General features: G+C 64.5%; 18 protein-coding genes and 1 tRNA gene. 17 read left to right on the forward strand and 2 right to left on the reverse strand.

The genetic code is table 11. The features are described from left to right. Positions 1 to 3 precede the first annotated feature (3 nt). The 6 genes from NTCA1_RS00455 (at position 4) to rpmE (ending at position 6,836) form a co-directional block, all read left to right on the forward strand. Complete coding sequence (locus NTCA1_RS00455) at positions 4 to 1,155, forward strand: 1-deoxy-D-xylulose-5-phosphate reductoisomerase (protein WP_159827184.1); 1,152 nt, start codon at positions 4 to 6, stop codon at positions 1,153 to 1,155. Between the two features lie 32 nt (positions 1,156 to 1,187). After that, entirely contained in the window at positions 1,188 to 2,573 is a 1,386-nt protein-coding gene (rseP, locus tag NTCA1_RS00460; protein ID WP_159827187.1) for an RIP metalloprotease RseP, read from the forward strand. A gap of 157 nt (positions 2,574 to 2,730) precedes the next feature. After that, positions 2,731 to 5,397 carry an outer membrane protein assembly factor BamA gene (gene bamA / locus NTCA1_RS00465; RefSeq protein WP_159827190.1) on the forward strand — a complete coding sequence of 889 codons (2,667 nt, stop codon included), beginning with the start codon at positions 2,731 to 2,733 and terminating at the stop codon, positions 5,395 to 5,397. After that, the gene (locus NTCA1_RS00470) at positions 5,397 to 6,005 is read left to right on the forward strand and encodes an OmpH family outer membrane protein (protein WP_159827193.1); all 609 of its coding nucleotides are present in this window, start codon (positions 5,397 to 5,399) and stop codon (positions 6,003 to 6,005) included. The genes bamA and NTCA1_RS00470 overlap by 1 nt, the downstream gene beginning before the upstream one ends. Before the next feature lie 18 nt (positions 6,006 to 6,023). Further along, entirely contained in the window at positions 6,024 to 6,476 is a 453-nt protein-coding gene (gene fabZ / locus NTCA1_RS00475) for a 3-hydroxyacyl-ACP dehydratase FabZ (RefSeq protein WP_086493394.1), read from the forward strand. Positions 6,477 to 6,608: 132 nt separating this feature from the next. Further along, a complete protein-coding gene (gene rpmE / locus NTCA1_RS00480) occupies positions 6,609 to 6,836 on the forward strand; it encodes a 50S ribosomal protein L31 (protein WP_086493393.1) in 228 nt (75 codons plus the stop codon). Positions 6,837 to 6,935: 99 nt separating this feature from the next. Here rpmE and NTCA1_RS00485 read toward each other — a convergent pair whose 3' ends face one another. Next, entirely contained in the window at positions 6,936 to 7,298 is a 363-nt protein-coding gene (locus NTCA1_RS00485; RefSeq protein WP_159827196.1) for a PilZ domain-containing protein, read from the reverse strand. A gap of 171 nt (positions 7,299 to 7,469) precedes the next feature. Between NTCA1_RS00485 and NTCA1_RS00490 the strand changes: the two genes are divergently transcribed. Then, positions 7,470 to 8,042 carry a superoxide dismutase family protein gene (locus NTCA1_RS00490; protein ID WP_159827199.1) on the forward strand — a complete coding sequence of 191 codons (573 nt, stop codon included), beginning with the start codon at positions 7,470 to 7,472 and terminating at the stop codon, positions 8,040 to 8,042. Positions 8,043 to 8,090: 48 nt separating this feature from the next. Here NTCA1_RS00490 and NTCA1_RS00495 read toward each other — a convergent pair whose 3' ends face one another. Further along, positions 8,091 to 8,723 (reverse strand): 2OG-Fe(II) oxygenase, encoded by a 633-nt coding sequence (locus NTCA1_RS00495; protein WP_159827202.1) that lies wholly within the window; start codon positions 8,721 to 8,723, stop codon positions 8,091 to 8,093. A gap of 178 nt (positions 8,724 to 8,901) precedes the next feature. On the opposite strand from NTCA1_RS00495, the gene NTCA1_RS00500 reads away from it, so the two are divergent. The 10 genes from NTCA1_RS00500 (at position 8,902) to NTCA1_RS00540 (ending at position 17,156) form a co-directional block, all read left to right on the forward strand. Next, positions 8,902 to 8,978, forward strand: a tRNA-His gene (locus NTCA1_RS00500). A 119-nt stretch (positions 8,979 to 9,097) separates the two neighbouring features. Beyond that, complete coding sequence (gene ccmC / locus NTCA1_RS00505; protein WP_159827205.1) at positions 9,098 to 9,826, forward strand: heme ABC transporter permease CcmC; 729 nt, start codon at positions 9,098 to 9,100, stop codon at positions 9,824 to 9,826. Positions 9,827 to 9,851: 25 nt separating this feature from the next. Next, entirely contained in the window at positions 9,852 to 9,992 is a 141-nt protein-coding gene (locus NTCA1_RS28420; RefSeq protein ID WP_167381922.1) for a hypothetical protein, read from the forward strand. Between the two features lie 4 nt (positions 9,993 to 9,996). After that, positions 9,997 to 10,491, forward strand: a complete 495-nt coding sequence (gene ccmE / locus NTCA1_RS00510) for a cytochrome c maturation protein CcmE (protein ID WP_236549019.1) — start codon at positions 9,997 to 9,999, stop codon at positions 10,489 to 10,491. Continuing rightward, a complete protein-coding gene (locus NTCA1_RS00515; protein WP_159827207.1) occupies positions 10,488 to 12,467 on the forward strand; it encodes a heme lyase CcmF/NrfE family subunit in 1,980 nt (659 codons plus the stop codon). Before ccmE ends, NTCA1_RS00515 begins: the two co-directional genes overlap by 4 nt. Further along, complete coding sequence (locus NTCA1_RS00520; protein WP_159827209.1) at positions 12,464 to 13,018, forward strand: DsbE family thiol:disulfide interchange protein; 555 nt, start codon at positions 12,464 to 12,466, stop codon at positions 13,016 to 13,018. The genes NTCA1_RS00515 and NTCA1_RS00520 overlap by 4 nt, the downstream gene beginning before the upstream one ends. Then, positions 13,015 to 13,437, forward strand: a complete 423-nt coding sequence (locus tag NTCA1_RS00525) for a cytochrome c-type biogenesis protein (protein ID WP_086493386.1) — start codon at positions 13,015 to 13,017, stop codon at positions 13,435 to 13,437. The genes NTCA1_RS00520 and NTCA1_RS00525 overlap by 4 nt, the downstream gene beginning before the upstream one ends. Beyond that, positions 13,434 to 14,144, forward strand: a complete 711-nt coding sequence (locus NTCA1_RS00530) for a cytochrome C biosynthesis protein (RefSeq protein WP_201282385.1) — start codon at positions 13,434 to 13,436, stop codon at positions 14,142 to 14,144. The genes NTCA1_RS00525 and NTCA1_RS00530 overlap by 4 nt, the downstream gene beginning before the upstream one ends. A gap of 104 nt (positions 14,145 to 14,248) precedes the next feature. After that, entirely contained in the window at positions 14,249 to 16,219 is a 1,971-nt protein-coding gene (locus NTCA1_RS00535) for a potassium transporter Kup (protein WP_159827211.1), read from the forward strand. A 106-nt stretch (positions 16,220 to 16,325) separates the two neighbouring features. Next, entirely contained in the window at positions 16,326 to 17,156 is an 831-nt protein-coding gene (locus NTCA1_RS00540; protein ID WP_086493384.1) for a hypothetical protein, read from the forward strand. The last annotated feature ends 5 nt before the right edge of the window (positions 17,157 to 17,161 follow it).

Here is a 17,161-nt window from a genome sequence, read left to right on the forward strand (position 1 = left end):
ACCATGCGTACCATTTCCATTCTCGGAGCCACCGGCTCCATCGGCGCATCGACGCTGGACCTCGTTCGCCGCAATCCCGCCGACTGGCGCGTCGTCGCGGTGACGGCCAACGGCAATGTTGCCGAACTGGCCAGGCTGGCCGTCGAATTCTCCGCAGAACTCGCCGTTGTCGCCGATGAGGCGCGTCTTCCCGATCTGCGCGAGGCTCTTGCCGGAACCGGCATCGAGGCTTCGGGCGGCGCTGCGGCGCTCGTGGAAGCGGCAGCGCGCGGCGCCGATGTTACCGTTGCGGCCATCGTCGGCTGTGCGGGTCTCGCACCGACGATGGCGGCGATCGAGCAGGGCGGCGTGATCGCGCTTGCCAACAAGGAAGCGCTCGTCTCGGCGGGCGAAGTGATGACGGCGGCGGTGGAACGCCACGGCGCGACGCTGCTGCCGATCGATTCCGAGCACAACGCCATCTTCCAGTGCCTTCAGGGCAACAGCCTGGACCATGTCCGCTGGATCACGCTGACTGCCAGCGGCGGGCCGTTCCGCGACTGGTCGCTCGACCGGCTGACCCTGGCGACGCCCGCGCAGGCGATCAAGCACCCGAACTGGGACATGGGCGCGAAGATCAGTGTCGATTCGGCGACGATGTTCAACAAGGGCCTCGAGCTGATCGAGGCGCATTACCTGTTCCCGGTCGGCCTCGACAAGTTGCGGATCATCGTCCACCCGCAGTCCGTCGTACACTCCATGGTCGAGTACCGGGATGGGTCCACTCTGGCGCAGCTCGGGCCTTCCGACATGCGCGTGCCGATCGCTTCGGCACTGGCCTGGCCGGAGCGTATGAATACGCCCTGCGCACCGCTGGACCTCGCCGAAATCGGTGAACTGACGTTCCGCAAGCCGGACGAAGTGCGCTTTCCTGCAACCCGTCTCGCGCGTGAGGCGGCAGAGGCCGGCGGCGGCATTCCCGCCGTGCTCAATGCCGCGAACGAAGTGGCCGTGGCGGCCTTCCTCGGCGGTCAGATCCCGTTCACGCGGATCGCTGCACAAGTCGAGGACGTGCTCGGCGCCTACTCGCCGCCCGCGCCTGCGAGCCTGTCGGACGTACTTGCGGTTGACGGCGAGGCGCGAGCAAGGGCAAGCATGCTGGCCGGGACTGCGTGACGATACGCGGTCCGAAGAGGATTCCCTGAATAGTGACCGCATCGCCGAACCTGCTGACGACGATTTTCGCATTCCTGCTGGTGCTGGGGCCGCTCGTGCTGATCCACGAGCTTGGCCACTATCTGGTCGGGCGGCTGTTCGGCGTGAAGGCGGACGCTTTCTCGATCGGCTTCGGCAAGGAGATTGCAGGCTGGACCGACAGACGCGGCACCCGCTGGAAGCTCTCGGCGCTGCCGCTGGGCGGTTATGTCCAGTTCGCGGGCGACATGAACCCGGCCTCGGCGCCCGGCGCCGGGGAGGACGGGCTGACGGCCGAGGAACGCGCGAAGACCTTTCATGTGAAGCCGCTGTGGCAGCGTGCGCTCATCGTCTTTGCCGGGCCGCTGACCAATTTCGTGCTCTGCGTGCTGATCCTGGCGGGCTTCGTCTACGCCCATGGGCGGCTGATCGCCGACCCCGAAGTGGTCGGCTTTTCCGAGACCTCGGCCGCCAAGGCGGCAGGGATGCAGGTCGGGGATCACATCGTCTCGATCGACGGCAACCGGATCGGCAGCGTCACGGACATACCGGAGCATACGGTCTATTATCCCGGGAAGACCGTGGAAGTCGTAGTGCAGCGCGAAGGCAGCACCGTGGTTCTGCCGGTCAAGCTGGCGAACGACGAAGTCAGCGACGATTTCGGCAACAAGGCGAGGATCGGGGATCTTGGCGCCGACTTCGCAGTGCCGGTGGTGAGCGGCTTCACGGCAGATTCTCCGGCAGAGCTGGCAGGCATGAAGCTGGGCGACCGGATCGTCGCAGTCGGTGAAACCCCGATCAGCAGCTTCCGCGAGGTGCCGCCGCTGATCATGCCCCGGCCGGGCGCAAAAACCACCATAACCGTCGTTCGCGAGGGTCAGGCCCATGTCCTGCCCATGACGATAGGATCGGCCGTCCAGGAGGATGCCAAGGGCGTCAAGGCAACCGTCGGCCGGATCGGCGTGGAATCGGGTTTCGGGCGTCTCGAACCCGTGGGCGCGGTTCAGGCGCTGGGTATCGGCGTCGATCGCAGCTTTGCCCTGATGGGCACCATCGTCACGGGTATTCGCCAGATTCTGACCGGCGATCGGTCCGTTCGCGAACTCGGCGGGCCGATCAAGATCGCCAAGTATTCGGGCGAACAGTTTTCGCTCGGATGGGAGCCTTTCGTGGGCTTCGTGGCGATGATCTCGATTAACTTGGCATTCATCAATCTCCTGCCAATTCCTGGTCTGGACGGTGGGCATCTGGCTTTCTACGCGGCTGAACTGGTCCGTCGTAAGCCTCTTGGTCTTCGCAGTCAGGAATGGGCGATCCGCACCGGGGTGGCACTCGTGCTGGCCCTGATGCTGTTTGTCACTGTCAACGATCTGGCATCGCTCCCGATTTTCGGGGGATAGCCTGGAGAATTCGTCAGCCATCACATTTCCGCCGGGATTGGCTGCTTGATTGGACGTCGTCCATCAGGCAGATGGGCGCGATTGTCCGTCATCATGATGGGCAGCCTGGCGGGTCGGTCGAAGTCCTCGCGAAAGCGAATACAGGAATTTGCGTAGAATGATCGGATTGGAAATGGGCCGCAGCACTGACGCTCGCCGTGCGCCGCACCTTGCAGCAGTGCTCTTGGGGACGACCATCCTTGCAGGCGCGCCGGGCATTGCCCTTGCGCAGGACGCAGCCACTGCTCCGGCCCCTGTCGCTGCGCCCCCCGTTGCCGCACCTGCAGTCGAAGCCGGCGAAACGATCCAGACGATCCAGGTCACCGGCGCCGAGCGCCTCGAACCGCAGACCGTGCTGTCCTATATCCAGCTTCGCGTCGGTCAGCCCTATACCAAGGCTTCGGGCGACGCTGCCCTGAAAGATCTCTACGCGACCGAGCTGTTCTCGGACGTGCAGGTCAGCAACGACAAGGGCGTCGTGACCATCCAGGTCAAGGAAAACCCGGTCGTCAACCGCATCATCCTTGAAGGCAACAAGCGTATCAAGGACGACAAGATCCTGCCGGAGATCAAGGTTTCTCCGCGTCAGATCTTCACCCGCTCGAAGATCCGCGCCGACGTTGCCCGCATCATCGAACTCTACAAGCGCCAGGGGCGCTACGCGGCGACCGTCGAGCCGAAAATGGTCATGCTTGACCAGAACCGCGTCGACATCGTCTTCGAGATCACCGAGGGCGATAAGTCGAAGGTCCGCCAGATCAACATCATCGGCAACGAGCATTTCTCCGACGGAGACCTGCGCAGCCAGATGGTGACCAAGCAGGCCCGCTTCACGCGCCTGTTCAGCTCCGGCACCAGCTACGATCCCGACCGCATGGCGTTCGACCAGCAGAAGCTGCGCCAGTTCTACCTGACGCAGGGCTATGCCGACTTCCGCGTCGTCTCCGCCGTGGCCGAACTGACGCCGGACAAGAAGGACTTCATCATCACTTACGTGGTGGAGGAAGGAAAGCGCTACAAGTTCGGCGAAGTGAAGGTCGAGAGCCAGCTGCGCGACTTCGACGGCGAGAAGCTGGCGAAGAACCTGACGATCCATCAGGGCGACTGGTACGACGCAAAGAAGGTCGAAGACACGATCGAAGGCCTGAACGACACCGCCGGTGCCTTCGGCTACGCATTCGCAGACGTGCGCCCGCAGTACGATCGCGACAAGGAAAACCTCACCATGGGGCTGACCTTCGTGATCCAGGAGGCCCCGCGCGTCTATGTCGAGAAGATCGACATCAACGGCAACACGCTGACGCAGGACAAGGTCGTCCGCCGCGAGTTCCGTCTTGCCGAAGGCGACGCCTTCAACTCGCTCCAGGTCAAGCGGTCGACCAACCGCATCAAGTCGCTCGGCTACTTCCAGGAGAAGTTCGAGGTCGAGCAGAAGCCCGGCACCGCTGAAGACCGCATCGCGCTGGAAGCCAACGTCGAGGAAAAGCCGACCGGCGAACTCCAGCTTTCAGCCGGTTTCTCCAGCCTCGAACGCTTCATCTTCCAGGCATCGATCCGGCAGCGCAACTTCCGTGGGCGCGGCCAGACGGTGGGCCTGTCGGGCAGCTATTCGTCCTATTCGAAGTCGATCGAGGCAAGCTTCGTCGAACCTTACCTGTTCGACAAGAACGTGTCGCTGGGCGTCGATATCTACCGCCGCGACTACAACAGCTTCCAGTACCTGAACTCGAACGACCGCAACACGACTTACGAACAGTCGACCACCGGCTTCCAGGTCCGCGCAGGCGTTCCGTTGACCGAGTATCTGACGGCGATCGCGCGCTACACGCTCAACTACGATGACGTGACCCTGGACAAGAACACCTATTATTCGATCGATTCCAACGGCGACTATACTTGCGATCCGCTGCGCGGCAGTCGCTATCTTTGCGATGCCATCGGCAAGCGCCTGAGCTCGATCCTGGGTGGATCGCTGATCTACGACAACCTCGACAACCGCATGCGGCCAACCCGCGGCGAGACCATCTCGCTCAACGCCGACCTCGCGGGCCTCGGCGGCGACGTGAACTACTATCGCCTCCGCGCCAATGCCGCGAAGTACTGGCCGCTGGGCAAGGGCTTCATCTTCTCGCTCCAGGGCGAGGGCGGCCTGATCAAGGGCTGGGCCGGCGACGACATCCGACTGACCGACCGCTTCTATCTGGGCGAACCCCAGATGCGCGGCTTCGGTATCCGCGGCGTCGGGCCTCGCGTGGTCCGGCAGTATTACACGGCGGACAGCGACGGCAATTACACGGTCGAAGCGCAGGATTACGATGACGCAGTGGGCGGCCGCTACTACTACATGAGCCGCGCCGAGCTGGAAATTCCGCTGGGCTCCGGCGCGCGTGAAATGGGCCTGCGTCCCTCGATCTTCGTCGATGCGGGTGCCGTCTGGTCCGTCAAGGCGCCTGCGCTGAACGATTGCAAGGCAGGCTGCTTCATCGGTTCTCGCGATTCCAACGGCAACCAGCTCTATACCGAGACCGCCGCAGACGGCACGCAGTCCACGACCACGAGCCCGACCAACTCGGCTACCGGCGCGGCTAACGTCGCGATCGGTTCGACCAACTATTTCACCGAAACCTTCTTGGGCAATACCTGGAAGCCGCGCGTGGCGATCGGTTTCGGCGTGAACTGGAACTCGCCTTTCGGCCCGTTCCGCATCGACATTTCCAAGGCGCTGCTCAAGTACGACGGCGACAATACCAAGACCTTCACTTTCAACGTGGGAACTCAATTCTGATGAACATGCTTCTCAAGTCCGCCGCTCTGGCCTCGGGCCTGGCGTTTGTCGCTCTGGCCCAGCCCGCGCTGGCGCAGGCCGTGCCCGCGTCGAAGGTGGCCGTGGTCGATCTCGACCGCGTCGCCCGCGAGTGCAACGCCTGCAAGACCGCCAACCAGGCGCTGCAGCAGCAGATCCAGACCTTCGAAGCCCGCCGCAACCAGCTGCAGACCTCGCTGCAGCCCGACGCGCAGAGCCTTGAAACCGCCGTCAAGGCCCTGAACGGCAAGCAGCCCGACGCCGCGCTGCAGACCCGCATCCAGGCCTACCAGCAGAAGGAACAGCAGGCCGGTCAGGAACTGCAGGGCCAGCAGCAGCAGATCCAGCGCAACCAGGCCTATGTCGGCCAGCAGATCCAGGCGCAGCTCCAGAACCTCTACAAGCCCGCGATGCAGAAGCGCGGCGCCAACATGCTGGTCGAAATGGGCCAGACGCTGGCCTACGATCCCTCGCTGGACATCACCACCGACGTCCTGACCGCGCTCAACGGCGCGCTGACCTCGATCAACACGACGGCTCCGGCGCCGCAGCAGCAGCAGCAGCCGGCTCCGGCGGCCTCGGGCCGCTAAGGCACGGCGGGTAGAGCGATGAGCGAGCCGACCGAATTCGTCTACGACACCGCGAAGATCCTGGCGGCTCTGCCGCATCGCTACCCGATGCTGCTGGTCGACCGTGTGGTCTCGTTCGATGAGAACGAGATCCACGCGGTCAAGGCCGTGAGCTTCAACGAGGACTTCTTCCAGGGGCACTTCCCCGGTCGTCCGATCATGCCCGGCGTGCTTCAGATCGAGGCGCTGGCGCAGGCGGCGGGCATCCTGGCGATCGAATCGCTCGGTCTCGCCGGGACCGGCAAGCTGGTCTATTTCATGGCGATCGAGGAAGCGAAGTTCCGTAACCCGGTGACGCCCGGCAACTTGCTCGACTTGCGCGCAGGCTTCATCCAGAAGCGCTCGCGGGTCTGCAAGTTCTGGGGCAAGGCCTCGATCGGCGACAAGGTGACGTGCGAAGTGCAGTTCACCGCCATGATTGCGGACGCCTGAGCGGGAACGCTTGATCCCGGGGGAAGGGCGTGCCTTCCCCTTGACCCTTGCATTTTCAAGGGCAGCGATGTAAGGGCGCCGCTTTCCGAAGCAGGCCGGTCGGAACCGGCCATATGCGAAGAGAGATACGACATGAAGGCCGATATCCATCCCGACTACCACACGATCACCGTCCAGATGACCGACGGCACGACTTTCCAGACCCGCTCGACCTGGGGCTCGGAAGGCGACACGCTGGTTCTCGACATCGATCCGACGTCGCACCCGGCCTGGACCGGCGGCAAGGCGCAGCTGCAGGACGGCGGCCGCGTTGCCCAGTTCAACAAGCGTTTCGGCGGTCTTTCGCTCAAGAAGAACTGAGCGAATCCGGTCACGAACGCGAAGAAGGCGGTCCTTTCGGGCCGCCTTTTTTGTTGCCTGAAGCAAACGTGACGGATCGGGCGACCCGCGCCGGACCGTTCAGGCCTCGATGCCGAGATCCATCAGGTCGTGCCAGTCGCGGCGGGCGGCAGGGACGGGGCGGACGAACTCCATGCCCGCGGCATCGCCGCGAACCCAGCGGACGATCGCCTGCAGGGCGGGTTCATCGTCGCCGATATCATTTCCAAGACGGATCGCGATAAAGGCACCCGGGCGAAGCCAGTCCGTAAGCCCGCGCACATTGCATCCGTGCGGCGAAATATCCGCCAATCGCACGGGAATGCTCTCGCCTCGCGCAGATTCCAGAACGGCGTCGTAGCGGACGGCATGGCGCTGCTCGCGGCGCCGATCGTCACGAACCCTTGGCGGGGTGGCCATGAGCCTTGCGAGCGGGGCGGTCACTATGCGATGTCCTTGGCGTACCGTTGGAAATTCGGAGCCATTTTCCGTCATTATCGTTAACGGACAGTCACCGCGGAAGGCCGCAGCGACTAAAAACCCTGGCTCGGGCTTATCGGCACCGGCCGGGACCATAAAGGCGCCGGGCAATCGGCGCGCAGTTGGAGAAGCGCAATGAAACATACTTTCCGCGGCCTGATCGCTTGCGGTGCCGTGCTCATGGCCGGAGCGGCCCTTCCGGCATCGTCGCTGGCACAGTCGACTGCGACTCCCGCCGTTGCCGCTGACGCGCCGAAGCTCCAGGCCCAGGTCGTCGGCCTCGACGGCAAGTCGCTGGGCACGGTCCTACTGCAGGAAACTCCGGCAGGCGTACTGGTCACCACCGATCTCAAGGGCATTCCGGCCGGCGATCATGGCTTCCACTTCCACGAGAAGGGCATTTGCGAGCCGGCGCAGAAGTTCACCACGGCCGGAGGGCATTTCACGGGCGGCGATCACAAGCACGGCCTGATGGTCATGGGCGGCCCCCATGGCGGTGACATGCCGAACCAGCATGTCGGTGCGGACGGCGTGCTCAAGGCACAAGTGCTCAATACCGGCGTGACGCTGGGCGCCGGGGCGAAGTCGCTGGGCGACGCGGACGGAACCGCGCTCGTCATCCATGCCGATCCCGACGACTACACCAGCCAGCCTGCCGGAAACGCCGGTGGCCGAATCGCCTGCGCGGTGATCAGCGCGCCGAAGTGAGCGTGATTCGCTGATTCGACCGGGAGGGGGCTTCGAACCTCTCCCGGTTCATCCCCAGGGGCGTTCGCGATACCACTGGGTGATCACGTACTTGAATCCCTTGCGGACTTTCATGGCGTGATGAAGCGTTGCGGCATTGAGCGAGCCGTCGGTTCTGCGGTTGTTCCAGGCTACCAGCTTGCCGCGTTCAGGCTGGATGAGCTTGTCGATCACCTTGAAGCGCGTCGCTCCGCCCGCTTCGACATCGTTCAGATAGATCATGAACGTCCAGGTGCGCTGCCCGGCGACCGAGCAGTACTTTTCGAAGTCCGCGTTGTTCGGCTCGAAATAGTCCGTATGCGCCTTGAACTCCTGGCCCACGGCGTAGCGCTGACCCTGAAGCGGCTCGGCATGGGCGATGTCGATTCCCGACAGGGCGGCGAGCTTGTCTGCCAGGGCGGCAACGATCGGATCGTCGCGGTAGAGATCGCAAGTGGAGCTGGTGCGGAAGGCATCGTCACCATTGTAGTTGGCGATCGTGGAGGGGCGATGCTGCGTCTCGATCATCGCGCACAGGGTCTCGCATTCCTCACCTGACAGGAAGTCGCGCAGGACGAAGAGGTCCAGACGCGAGGAGGGGAAGCGCTTTACGCCCGGATGGGCGAGCAGGATGTCCGTTGATGATTCGCCTGGAGCCTTCATGTGGCACCCTTAGCGGGGCGATCGTGGCGGGAAAATTGCATGAGTTTCGGTCCAGGGCAATTTTTTGCTTTTCAAGTCGCTCAACCTTGTGCAAAGGGCGCCCTCCGCACTGATCGCAAGATAGCGAGGCAGGGCGGACTTTCGGAAGATGCGGCGCAGGCTTCGCATTTTCCGTGTGGCGATTGTAGCTCAGTTGGTTAGAGCGCCGGTTTGTGGTACCGGAGGTCGTGGGTTCGAACCCCATCAATCGCCCCATTTCTCTCCTTTTCCATCGCTAGGTTGATCGCCCTCGCGCTTGCGGCTTTGCCCATTATTAGCTGCCGGGCGCCGAGCAAGGCCTTGCTCCCTGCTCTGCCCGCGATAGAAGCACTGCCATGCATGGATTTGCCAATCCCGCCCGCTTCCTACGCATCGCCCGCTGGCTGATGCCGCTTTGCATGGGCGCCGGATTCGTGGTCGCGTTCGGAGCGCTGGGCTGGGGCCTGTTCTTCGGACCCGCAGAACGCCTCCAGGGCGAAACCGTGCGAATCGTCTATCTTCATGTTCCTGCCGCCTGGCTCGGCATGGCTGGCTGGATGGGAATCGCCGCGGCCAGTTTCACGGAGCTGGTCTGGCGTCATCCACTGGCCGGGATCGCCGCAAGGGCCTGTGCGGTTCCGGGGGCGGTCTTCACCGCCGTCTGCCTGATCACCGGTTCGCTCTGGGGCCGTCCGGCCTGGGGCACCTGGTGGGTCTGGGATGGACGGCTGACCAGCATGCTGGTGCTGCTGTTCCTCTATTTCGGCTGGATGGCTCTCTCGCAGGCGAGCGAAGCCTCCGACGGCGGCAGGAACCGCGCGCCTGCCATATTCGGGCTGGTCGGCGCGGTGAACATTCCGATCATCCACTATTCGGTCATCTGGTGGAACAGCCAGCATCAGGCCCCCAGCATCACCGTGGGAAAATCGGCGATGGCGGGTGCCTTCCTCTGGCCGCTGCTGCTGGCGATGCTGGGCTTCACACTGCTGTTCGCGGGCTGCGTGCTGGCGCGGATGCGGGCGATCCTTGCGAACCAGCAGGCCGAAGCGCGCCTGCGCCGCAAGGCCCTGGGTGCGGCGTACTGAAAACCATGAAAGCGGGGGCGATCCGATGCGCGAGGCTCTAGACGCATGGACATTCGTGGCGGCGGCCTATGCCGTGGGCATAGGCGCGACGCTGGCGATGACGCTCTGGTCGCTACTGTCGATGCAGCGCGCCGAGAAGCGCCGCGACGATGCAAGGAAGCGCTGAAAACATGGCGCAGACGGAGAGAATGGCGAGAGGTACGGTTCAGGGCACGATCAAGGCGAAACACCAGCGGCTCATTCTGCTGGTGATCGCGCTGGTCGTGCTGATCGGCGCGGCCTTGCTGGCGGCTTGGGCGCTGCGCAATCAGGCCAGCTATTTCTATGTCCCGGCAGAGATCCAGGCCCATCCTCCCGAATCGGGGCGGGCCGTGCGGCTTGGCGGCATGGTGGCCAAAGGTTCGCTGAAAACCGAGGCTGACGGCGTGACCATCGCTTTCGCGGTCGAGGACGGAAAGGCCCGCGTGCCCGTGCGGTTCAAGGGGATCGTTCCCTCGCTCTTCGTCGAAGGATCGGGCGTCGTGGCCGAGGGGCACATGGGCGCGGGCGGCGTTTTCGAAGCCGACAATCTCCTGGCCAAGCATGACGAGAACTATGTGCCGCGCGAAATGAAGGACATGACCAGGGCGCAGGCCGAAAAAGTCATGCGCGAAACGACACGATGACGGCCGAACTCGGACTTGCCGCCCTGTGGCTGGCTGCGGCGCTGGCGGGGCTGCAACTGCTGGCCGGCGCGCTGGCGCTGGCCGGGCGGGGGACCTCCCTCGCCGGAATCGTCAGGCCGGTGGCGGTCGTGCAGGGCGTGCTTGCACTGGTTGCTTTCCTCTGCCTGATCGCGGTCTTCGCAGAGACGGACCTCTCCGTGAAACTGGTGGCGATGAATTCCCATTCGCTCAAGCCGCTGGTCTTCAAGATCGCCGGGGCCTGGGGCAATCACGAAGGCTCGATGCTGCTCTGGGTCACGGTCATGGGCATGGCGGGCGGCGTGGTGGCGCTGGTCGAGCGGCGCCTGCCGGAGCCGACGATCCTTGCGACCCTGGCCGGACAGGCCTTCGTCAGCCTCGGTTTCTATGCCTTCCTGCTGATCGCTTCCAATCCGTTCGAACGCCTGTTTCCGGTGCCGGAGGAGGGCAACGGACTCAACCCGCTGCTGCAGGATCTCGGTCTCGCCTTCCATCCGCCCACGCTCTATCTCGGCTATGTCGGCCTGTCGGTGGCCTTCAGCTTCGCCATCGGCGCGCTCGTGACCCGGCAGGTCGGACCGGCTTTCGCCCGCGCCATGCGGCCATGGGTTCTGGGCGCCTGGATCTTCCTGACGCTGGGCATTACCGCCGGTTCCTACTGGGCCTATTATGAACTCGGCTGGGGCGGCTGGTGGTTCTGGGACCCGGTCGAGAATGCCTCGCTCATGCCCTGGCTGGCGGCAACGGCGCTGCTCCATTCGGTGAGCGTGCTGGCCGCGCGGGACGCTCTTCGCGCCTGGACGGTCATGCTGGGGGTCGTGGCCTTCTCGATGTCGATGATCGGCACCTTCCTGGTGCGCTCGGGAATCCTCACCAGCGTCCATGCCTTTGCCGTGGATCCGCAGCGCGGTTCGTTCATCCTTGCCCTGCTGGCGATCAACATCGGCGGTGCGTTGACGCTCTTCGCCCTGCGCGCGGGCACGGTGACCGAGGGCGAGCGTTTTGCCCTGGTCAGCCGGGAAGGCGCGCTGGTGTTCAACAACGTGATGCTCTCGGCCATTCTCGGCATCGTGCTGTTCGGAACGCTCTATCCGCTGGTTGCGGAAGCCATGGGCGCGAAAGTCTCGGTCGGGCCGCCTTACTTCAATCCCATGGGCGCGCTGTTCGCCGTGCCGATGCTGGTGGTGCTCGCCATAGGACCGATGCTGCGCTGGCGGCGCGATTCGTTTCCGCGCATCGGACGCCAACTGGTGATCCCGACCATGCTGGTGGGCGCTGGGCTGATCGCCATGGTGGCGATCGGCGGTGTGGGAATCTTGCCGACTCTCGGCTTCGCACTGGCACTCGGCCTGGGCTGGGCCAGCGTTCTGCCGCTCAAGGGCCGCAACTTGCGCCGCACGCCGCTGCCGGTCTGGGGCATGGTGATCGCCCATTTCGGCATTGCCGTTTCCTTGCTGGGCATGAGCTGCGAAAGCGCCTTTTCGGTCGAGAAGCTGGTCGCGATAAAAACCGGCGATGCAACGGGTGTCGGCCCCTGGCAGATCAAGCTGGACGCGGTTCAGCCAATGGCGGGTCCCAACTGGACCGCGCTCGAAGCGCGCCTGCTGGTGCGCTACGGCGACCACGGCAGGGTCGTGCAGATCGACCCGCAGTCCCGCAGCTTCTGGGCCCCGCCGCAGCAGACCAGCGAATCGGCGCTGCTGACGCGCTGGAACGGGCAGCTCTACGCCGTGCTCGGCGGCGAGGCGGATGACGGGCGCTGGCAACTGCGCCTCTGGTGGAAGCCGTTCGTGCCGCTGATCTGGCTGGGCGGCGTACTGATCGCCCTGGGCGGACTGCTTGCCCTGATCGGCCGCGTCGCCAGCGATTTGCGCCGCATCTTCGCGCGGGAGAAGATCGCCTATCGCCGCGGGCGCATGGCGGATCTGGAGCGCGCGCAATCGGAAGACCCGTCATGAACGCGCCGTCACGCACCAAGGCGCCCGCCTGGGCGATCTGGCTGCCGCTTGTCCTGTTCGTGGGTTTCGTCGCGCTGGTGACGATCGGGCTCTATCGGCCTGCGGACAGGGCAGTGGGCAGCACGCTGGTCGGCAAACCGATGCCGGTTTTCGCGCTGCGGTCCGCCTTGTCGGATCGGCCGGGGCTCAGGAGCGCCGATATTGCCTCGGGCAAGCCGCATCTGGTCAACATCTTCGCCTCCTGGTGCATACCCTGCCGCGTCGAGGCGCCGCAGCTTGGCGCGCTGGCCCGCGCGGGCGTTGCGATCGAGGGCATTTCGGTGCGCGACAGCAGCGAGGCCCTCACCGGCTTTCTCAAGGAAAACGGCGATCCCTACCAGCGCATCGGCGCCGACGACGACGGCAAGGTGCAACTGGCGCTGGGATCCTCGGGCGTGCCGGAAACTTATGTGATCGATGGCAAGGGCGTGATTCGCTATCAGCACATCGGTGAGATCCGGCCCGAACATGTGCCGATGATCCTCGAAAAACTTCGGGAGGCGTCGCAATGACTCGGCTGCTGTCGCTAGTACCGCTCGTGGCCGCGCTTGGGTTCGCCGTGCCGGTTCTCGCGCAGGAGGAGCAGTCCACCGCACCTTTCGCCTATCGTCAGTTGAGTGATCCGGCTCAGGAGCGCGAAGCCCAGGCCCTGATGGAAACGCTGCGCTGCCTGCAATGCCAGGGGCAGTCGATCGCCGATTCGGATGCGCCGATCGCGGGGTCGATGCGTTCGCTGGTGCGCGAACGAATCGCTGCCGGTGAGGAGCCGGAGGCAATTCGCGGCTGGCTGATCGAACGCTACGGCGATTACGTCAGCTATGCGCCGCAACTCACCACGCTCACCTGGCCGCTCTTTGCCGTGCCGCTGGTCATCGTGGCGCTGGCAGCCTTGCTGCTGCGCAAGCGGTTCCGCCGGGGAGAAGCACGATGACCTGGGTTCTCGTCGCCCTGCTGGCAATACTGGCCTTCGTGGGCATCGTCGTCCTGTTCAAGGTGCCGAAAGGCGGGCGGGAGATCGTCGCGGCGGCACTCATGCTCGGGCTGGCGGGTTATGCCGCACAAGGCCGTCCGGGCGAGGCGGGTGCGCCGAAGCGGGCGCTGGAGGGGCAGGATCCGGCAGCGGGGCAGTTTTTCGTGGAAGCGCGCTCCATGTTCCGCGAGGAAGGCATTCCCACCGGCAACCGCTGGCTCATCATTTCCGACGGTCTGGCGCGTAACGGCCACTACGTGGATGCGGCGCAGCTTCTGCGCGGCGCGATCGAGGACAATCCCAGGGACTCCGAGTCCTGGCTGGCGCTGGGCAATGTGCTGGTGGCCCATTCGGAAGGAGTGCTGACGGCGCCCGCGCTCTATGCCTATCGCAAGGCTGCCGATGCCGATCCCAGGGCGCCGGGGCCGCCCTATTTCCTTGGGCTGGCCATGGCGCAGTCGGGCCAGCTCAAGCAGGCGCGCGAGATCTGGGTCGATCTTGTGAAGAAAGCGCCGGAGGATGCCGAATGGCGCCTGCCGCTCGCCCAGCAGTTGCAGAGGCTGGATGCTTTCATGGCGAGTCAGAATGCGGGAGGGCAAGATTCGGGAGGCCAGATTTCGGGTAGGGTCGAAGGCAAGAATCCTCGGCCCATGGCAGCGCCTCGATGAACCTGACGCGAACGGTCGTTGCTAGGCTCCTGCCATGCTGCTAACGGCGGGCGCTTGTTGCGGGGGTGAATGCCGACGCGGCAAAGCCATTACGGGGCGCTGGAATGAGTGACACAGGTTCGGACACGGCTATCGTCCCGACGGTAATCGATCCGGCAACGGGGCGAAAAGCCCCGGCCGCAGGTGGATATGAACCCGGACACGGTTCGGGGAACATCACCAAGCTGGCTCTGGGCGCGGTCGGCGTCGTCTTCGGCGACATCGGCACCAGCCCGCTTTACGCCTTTCGCGAAACCTTCGTCGGCCCGCATCCGCTGGCGATCGACGAACTGCATATCCTTGGCGTCGTCAGCCTGATCTTTTGGTCCATGACGCTGGTCGTGTCCGTCCAGTACGTCGGCATCCTGATGCGTGCGGACAACAAGGGGCAGGGCGGCAGCCTTGCGCTGGTGGCGCTGATTTCCGGCGTGATCCGCAAAAGCCGCTATGGCCCGCTGGTGGTCCTGCTGGGCGTTTTCGCGACCTCGCTGTTCTACGGCGATTCGATGATCACGCCCGCCGTTTCGGTGCTTTCGGCCGTGGAAGGCCTTACCGTCGTCGAATCGCGTCTGGCGCCGCTGGTCCTGCCGATCGCGCTGGTGCTGCTGATCGCGCTTTTCGTGATCCAGAAGAGCGGCACGGCCAAAGTGGGCGCGCTGTTCGCGCCGGTGATGATCGTCTATTTCGCCGTGCTGGCGATCCTGGGCATCTATCACCTCGTGCAGATGCCGTCCGTGCTGGTGGCGCTGAACCCGTGGTACGCGGTCCAGTTCTTCATGACCGACAAGGTGCTGGGTTTCCTGGCGCTGGGTTCGGTCGTTCTGGCAGTGACCGGGGCCGAGGCGCTCTATTCCGACATGGGGCATTTCGGCCGGGGGCCGCTGCGCCTTTCCTGGTTCGGGGTGGTCATGCCCTGCCTGCTGATCAACTATTTCGGCCAGGCGGCGATGATCCTGGGGCTGGACGATTCGGCCGCGGCGGAAGCCATGAAGAACCCCTTCTTCAACCTCGCGCCCGAAAGCCTGCGTCTGCCGCTGGTGATCCTTGCGACCTGCGCCACCTTCATCGCCAGCCAGGCGGTGATTTCCGGCGCATTCTCGATCACGCATCAGGCGATGCAACTCGGTTTCATTCCCCGCCTCTCGACCCGCCATACGAGCGAGCACGAGGTGGGCCAGATCTACATTCCCTTCGTGAACTGGGCCCTGATGACCGGCGTGATCGTGCTGGTGCTGGTGTTCCAGAATTCCTCGAACCTCGCCTCGGCCTACGGCATCGCGGTGACCGGGGCGATGCTGATCGACACCTGCCTGATGGCGGTGCTGCTGATCGTGCTCTGGCGCTGGAAGCTGTGGCTGGCGATACCGGTCATCGTCACCTTCTTCGTGGTCGACGGCGCCTATTTCGCCGCCAACGCCACCAAGGTGCCCGATGGGGGCTGGTTCCCGCTGCTGATCGGCGGCATCGCCTTCACCCTGCTGACCACCTGGAACAAGGGCCGCCGCCTCATGCGCGAGCGCATGACCGAGGCCGCGTTGCCGCTCAACGTCTTCGCCAAGAGCGCGCACGGTTCGGCCGCGCGGGTGCCGGGAACGGCGATCTTCATGGCCTCCAGCAATGCGGGCGTGCCCTCGGCGCTGCTGCACAACATCAAGCACAACAAGGTGCTGCACGAGCGCGTCGTGGTGCTGACCGTGGAAGTGCAGGACGTCCCCTACGTCGAGCCCGGCGAACGCTATTCGGTCACCGAACTGGGGCAGGGCTTCTATCGCATGACCCTGCGCTACGGCTTCATGGAGGAGACCGACGTGCCCGCAGCGCTGGCCCATTCGGAAATGTGCGGCGGACCCTTCGAGATGATGAAGACCAGCTTCTTCCTCTCGCGCCAGACCCTGGTCCCCTCCGCCAAGCCCGGCATGGCGATCTGGCGCGAGAAGCTCTTCGCCTGGATGATGCGCAATGCCGCCAGCGCCATGGAGTTCTTCCGCCTGCCGACCAACCGCGTGGTGGAACTGGGCAGCCAGCTGGAAATCTGAGCCTCTCGGCAGGGCAGGTTGTTGCCCTGCTGACGGTATTTGTCATCGGTTTTGAACATATCCCTCTGATAGGACGCAACTTTGCTTCTTGAGTTAGGGGGAAATCATGCGTTCCTGTGTTCTGGTCGCCGGTGCGGCCCTGTTCCTGCCCTCGGTCGCCCAGGCGGCGACCTGTGACGAGACGTTCGCCAAGGCCGGCTCGATCCTGAGCGGCATGCGCTTCACCGCAACGGTCACGGTGCCCGATCTGACGCCCGCCAGCGCGATCGGGCAGATGCGCGGTATCGTCGCGGCCAAGGGCTATGACGTGATCGTCGCCGAACCGGAGGATGGTTCGATGCTGATCGAGCAGCCGCAGACCGGCAAGGCGCGGGCGTTCCCGATCACCATCACGGCGACGAACGCGGGCGGGCAGGGCACTGTCCAGATGGAGGCCAAGCTGCGCGGCGGGCAGACCGTCCCCTCGGAAGCCGCCAAGACCGAGATGTGCGAGATGCTGGGCGGCCTCAAGGGCGGCAAGGCGGGGCTTGCGGCGGCGAATGCGGGGATGAAGGCGGTGAGCACCGCGCCGGCGCTGGAGATGGACGCGCTCTCGCTATCGCAGCAGATCTCCAAGGACACCGAGCGTAATGCCGCCGCGATCCCGCTGCGCTACGAGCACAAGACGTTCATCATCAAGGGCATGGTGGGAGAGATCGCCAAGGATCGCGGCGACTACATCGTCACCTACAAGATCCCGCACCCCTACGAACAAGCCATCCGCCTGCCGGGGCAAGCCGCGTTCAAGACCGATATCGCCTGCGTCATGGCCAAGGGGCAGGCAGCGTTCACGCTTCAGCTCAAGCCGGGCAAAAGCATCAGGATGAGCGGCGTCTACGACAACTTCAGCCCGACGGATCATATCCTGCTGCTGAAGGATTGCCGCTCGGTCGGCTGATCCCG

The sequence above is a fragment of the Novosphingobium sp. TCA1 genome (assembly GCF_009811895.1).
Lineage (GTDB): Bacteria > Pseudomonadota > Alphaproteobacteria > Sphingomonadales > Sphingomonadaceae > Novosphingobium > Novosphingobium panipatense_A.

Bases quoted from the DNA above. Each gene is read 5' to 3' on its own strand.
- NTCA1_RS00535 (WP_159827211.1), top strand. From the start codon at position 14,249: ATGAGTGACACAGGTTCGGACACGGCTATCGTCCCGACGGTAATCGAT.
- ccmC (WP_159827205.1), top strand. From the start codon at position 9,098: ATGCATGGATTTGCCAATCCCGCCCGCTTCCTACGCATCGCCCGCTGG.
- NTCA1_RS28420 (WP_167381922.1), top strand. From the start codon at position 9,852: ATGCGCGAGGCTCTAGACGCATGGACATTCGTGGCGGCGGCCTATGCC.
- fabZ (WP_086493394.1), top strand. From the start codon at position 6,024: ATGAGCGAGCCGACCGAATTCGTCTACGACACCGCGAAGATCCTGGCG.
- rpmE (WP_086493393.1), top strand. From the start codon at position 6,609: ATGAAGGCCGATATCCATCCCGACTACCACACGATCACCGTCCAGATG.
- NTCA1_RS00470 (WP_159827193.1), top strand. From the start codon at position 5,397: ATGAACATGCTTCTCAAGTCCGCCGCTCTGGCCTCGGGCCTGGCGTTT.
- bamA (WP_159827190.1), top strand. From the start codon at position 2,731: ATGATCGGATTGGAAATGGGCCGCAGCACTGACGCTCGCCGTGCGCCG.
- NTCA1_RS00540 (WP_086493384.1), top strand. From the start codon at position 16,326: ATGCGTTCCTGTGTTCTGGTCGCCGGTGCGGCCCTGTTCCTGCCCTCG.
- NTCA1_RS00455 (WP_159827184.1), top strand. From the start codon at position 4: ATGCGTACCATTTCCATTCTCGGAGCCACCGGCTCCATCGGCGCATCG.
- NTCA1_RS00515 (WP_159827207.1), top strand. From the start codon at position 10,488: ATGACGGCCGAACTCGGACTTGCCGCCCTGTGGCTGGCTGCGGCGCTG.
- NTCA1_RS00530 (WP_201282385.1), top strand. From the start codon at position 13,434: ATGACCTGGGTTCTCGTCGCCCTGCTGGCAATACTGGCCTTCGTGGGC.
- NTCA1_RS00495 (WP_159827202.1), bottom strand. From the start codon at position 8,723: ATGAAGGCTCCAGGCGAATCATCAACGGACATCCTGCTCGCCCATCCG.
- NTCA1_RS00525 (WP_086493386.1), top strand. From the start codon at position 13,015: ATGACTCGGCTGCTGTCGCTAGTACCGCTCGTGGCCGCGCTTGGGTTC.
- NTCA1_RS00520 (WP_159827209.1), top strand. From the start codon at position 12,464: ATGAACGCGCCGTCACGCACCAAGGCGCCCGCCTGGGCGATCTGGCTG.
- NTCA1_RS00490 (WP_159827199.1), top strand. From the start codon at position 7,470: ATGAAACATACTTTCCGCGGCCTGATCGCTTGCGGTGCCGTGCTCATG.
- ccmE (WP_236549019.1), top strand. From the start codon at position 9,997: ATGGCGCAGACGGAGAGAATGGCGAGAGGTACGGTTCAGGGCACGATC.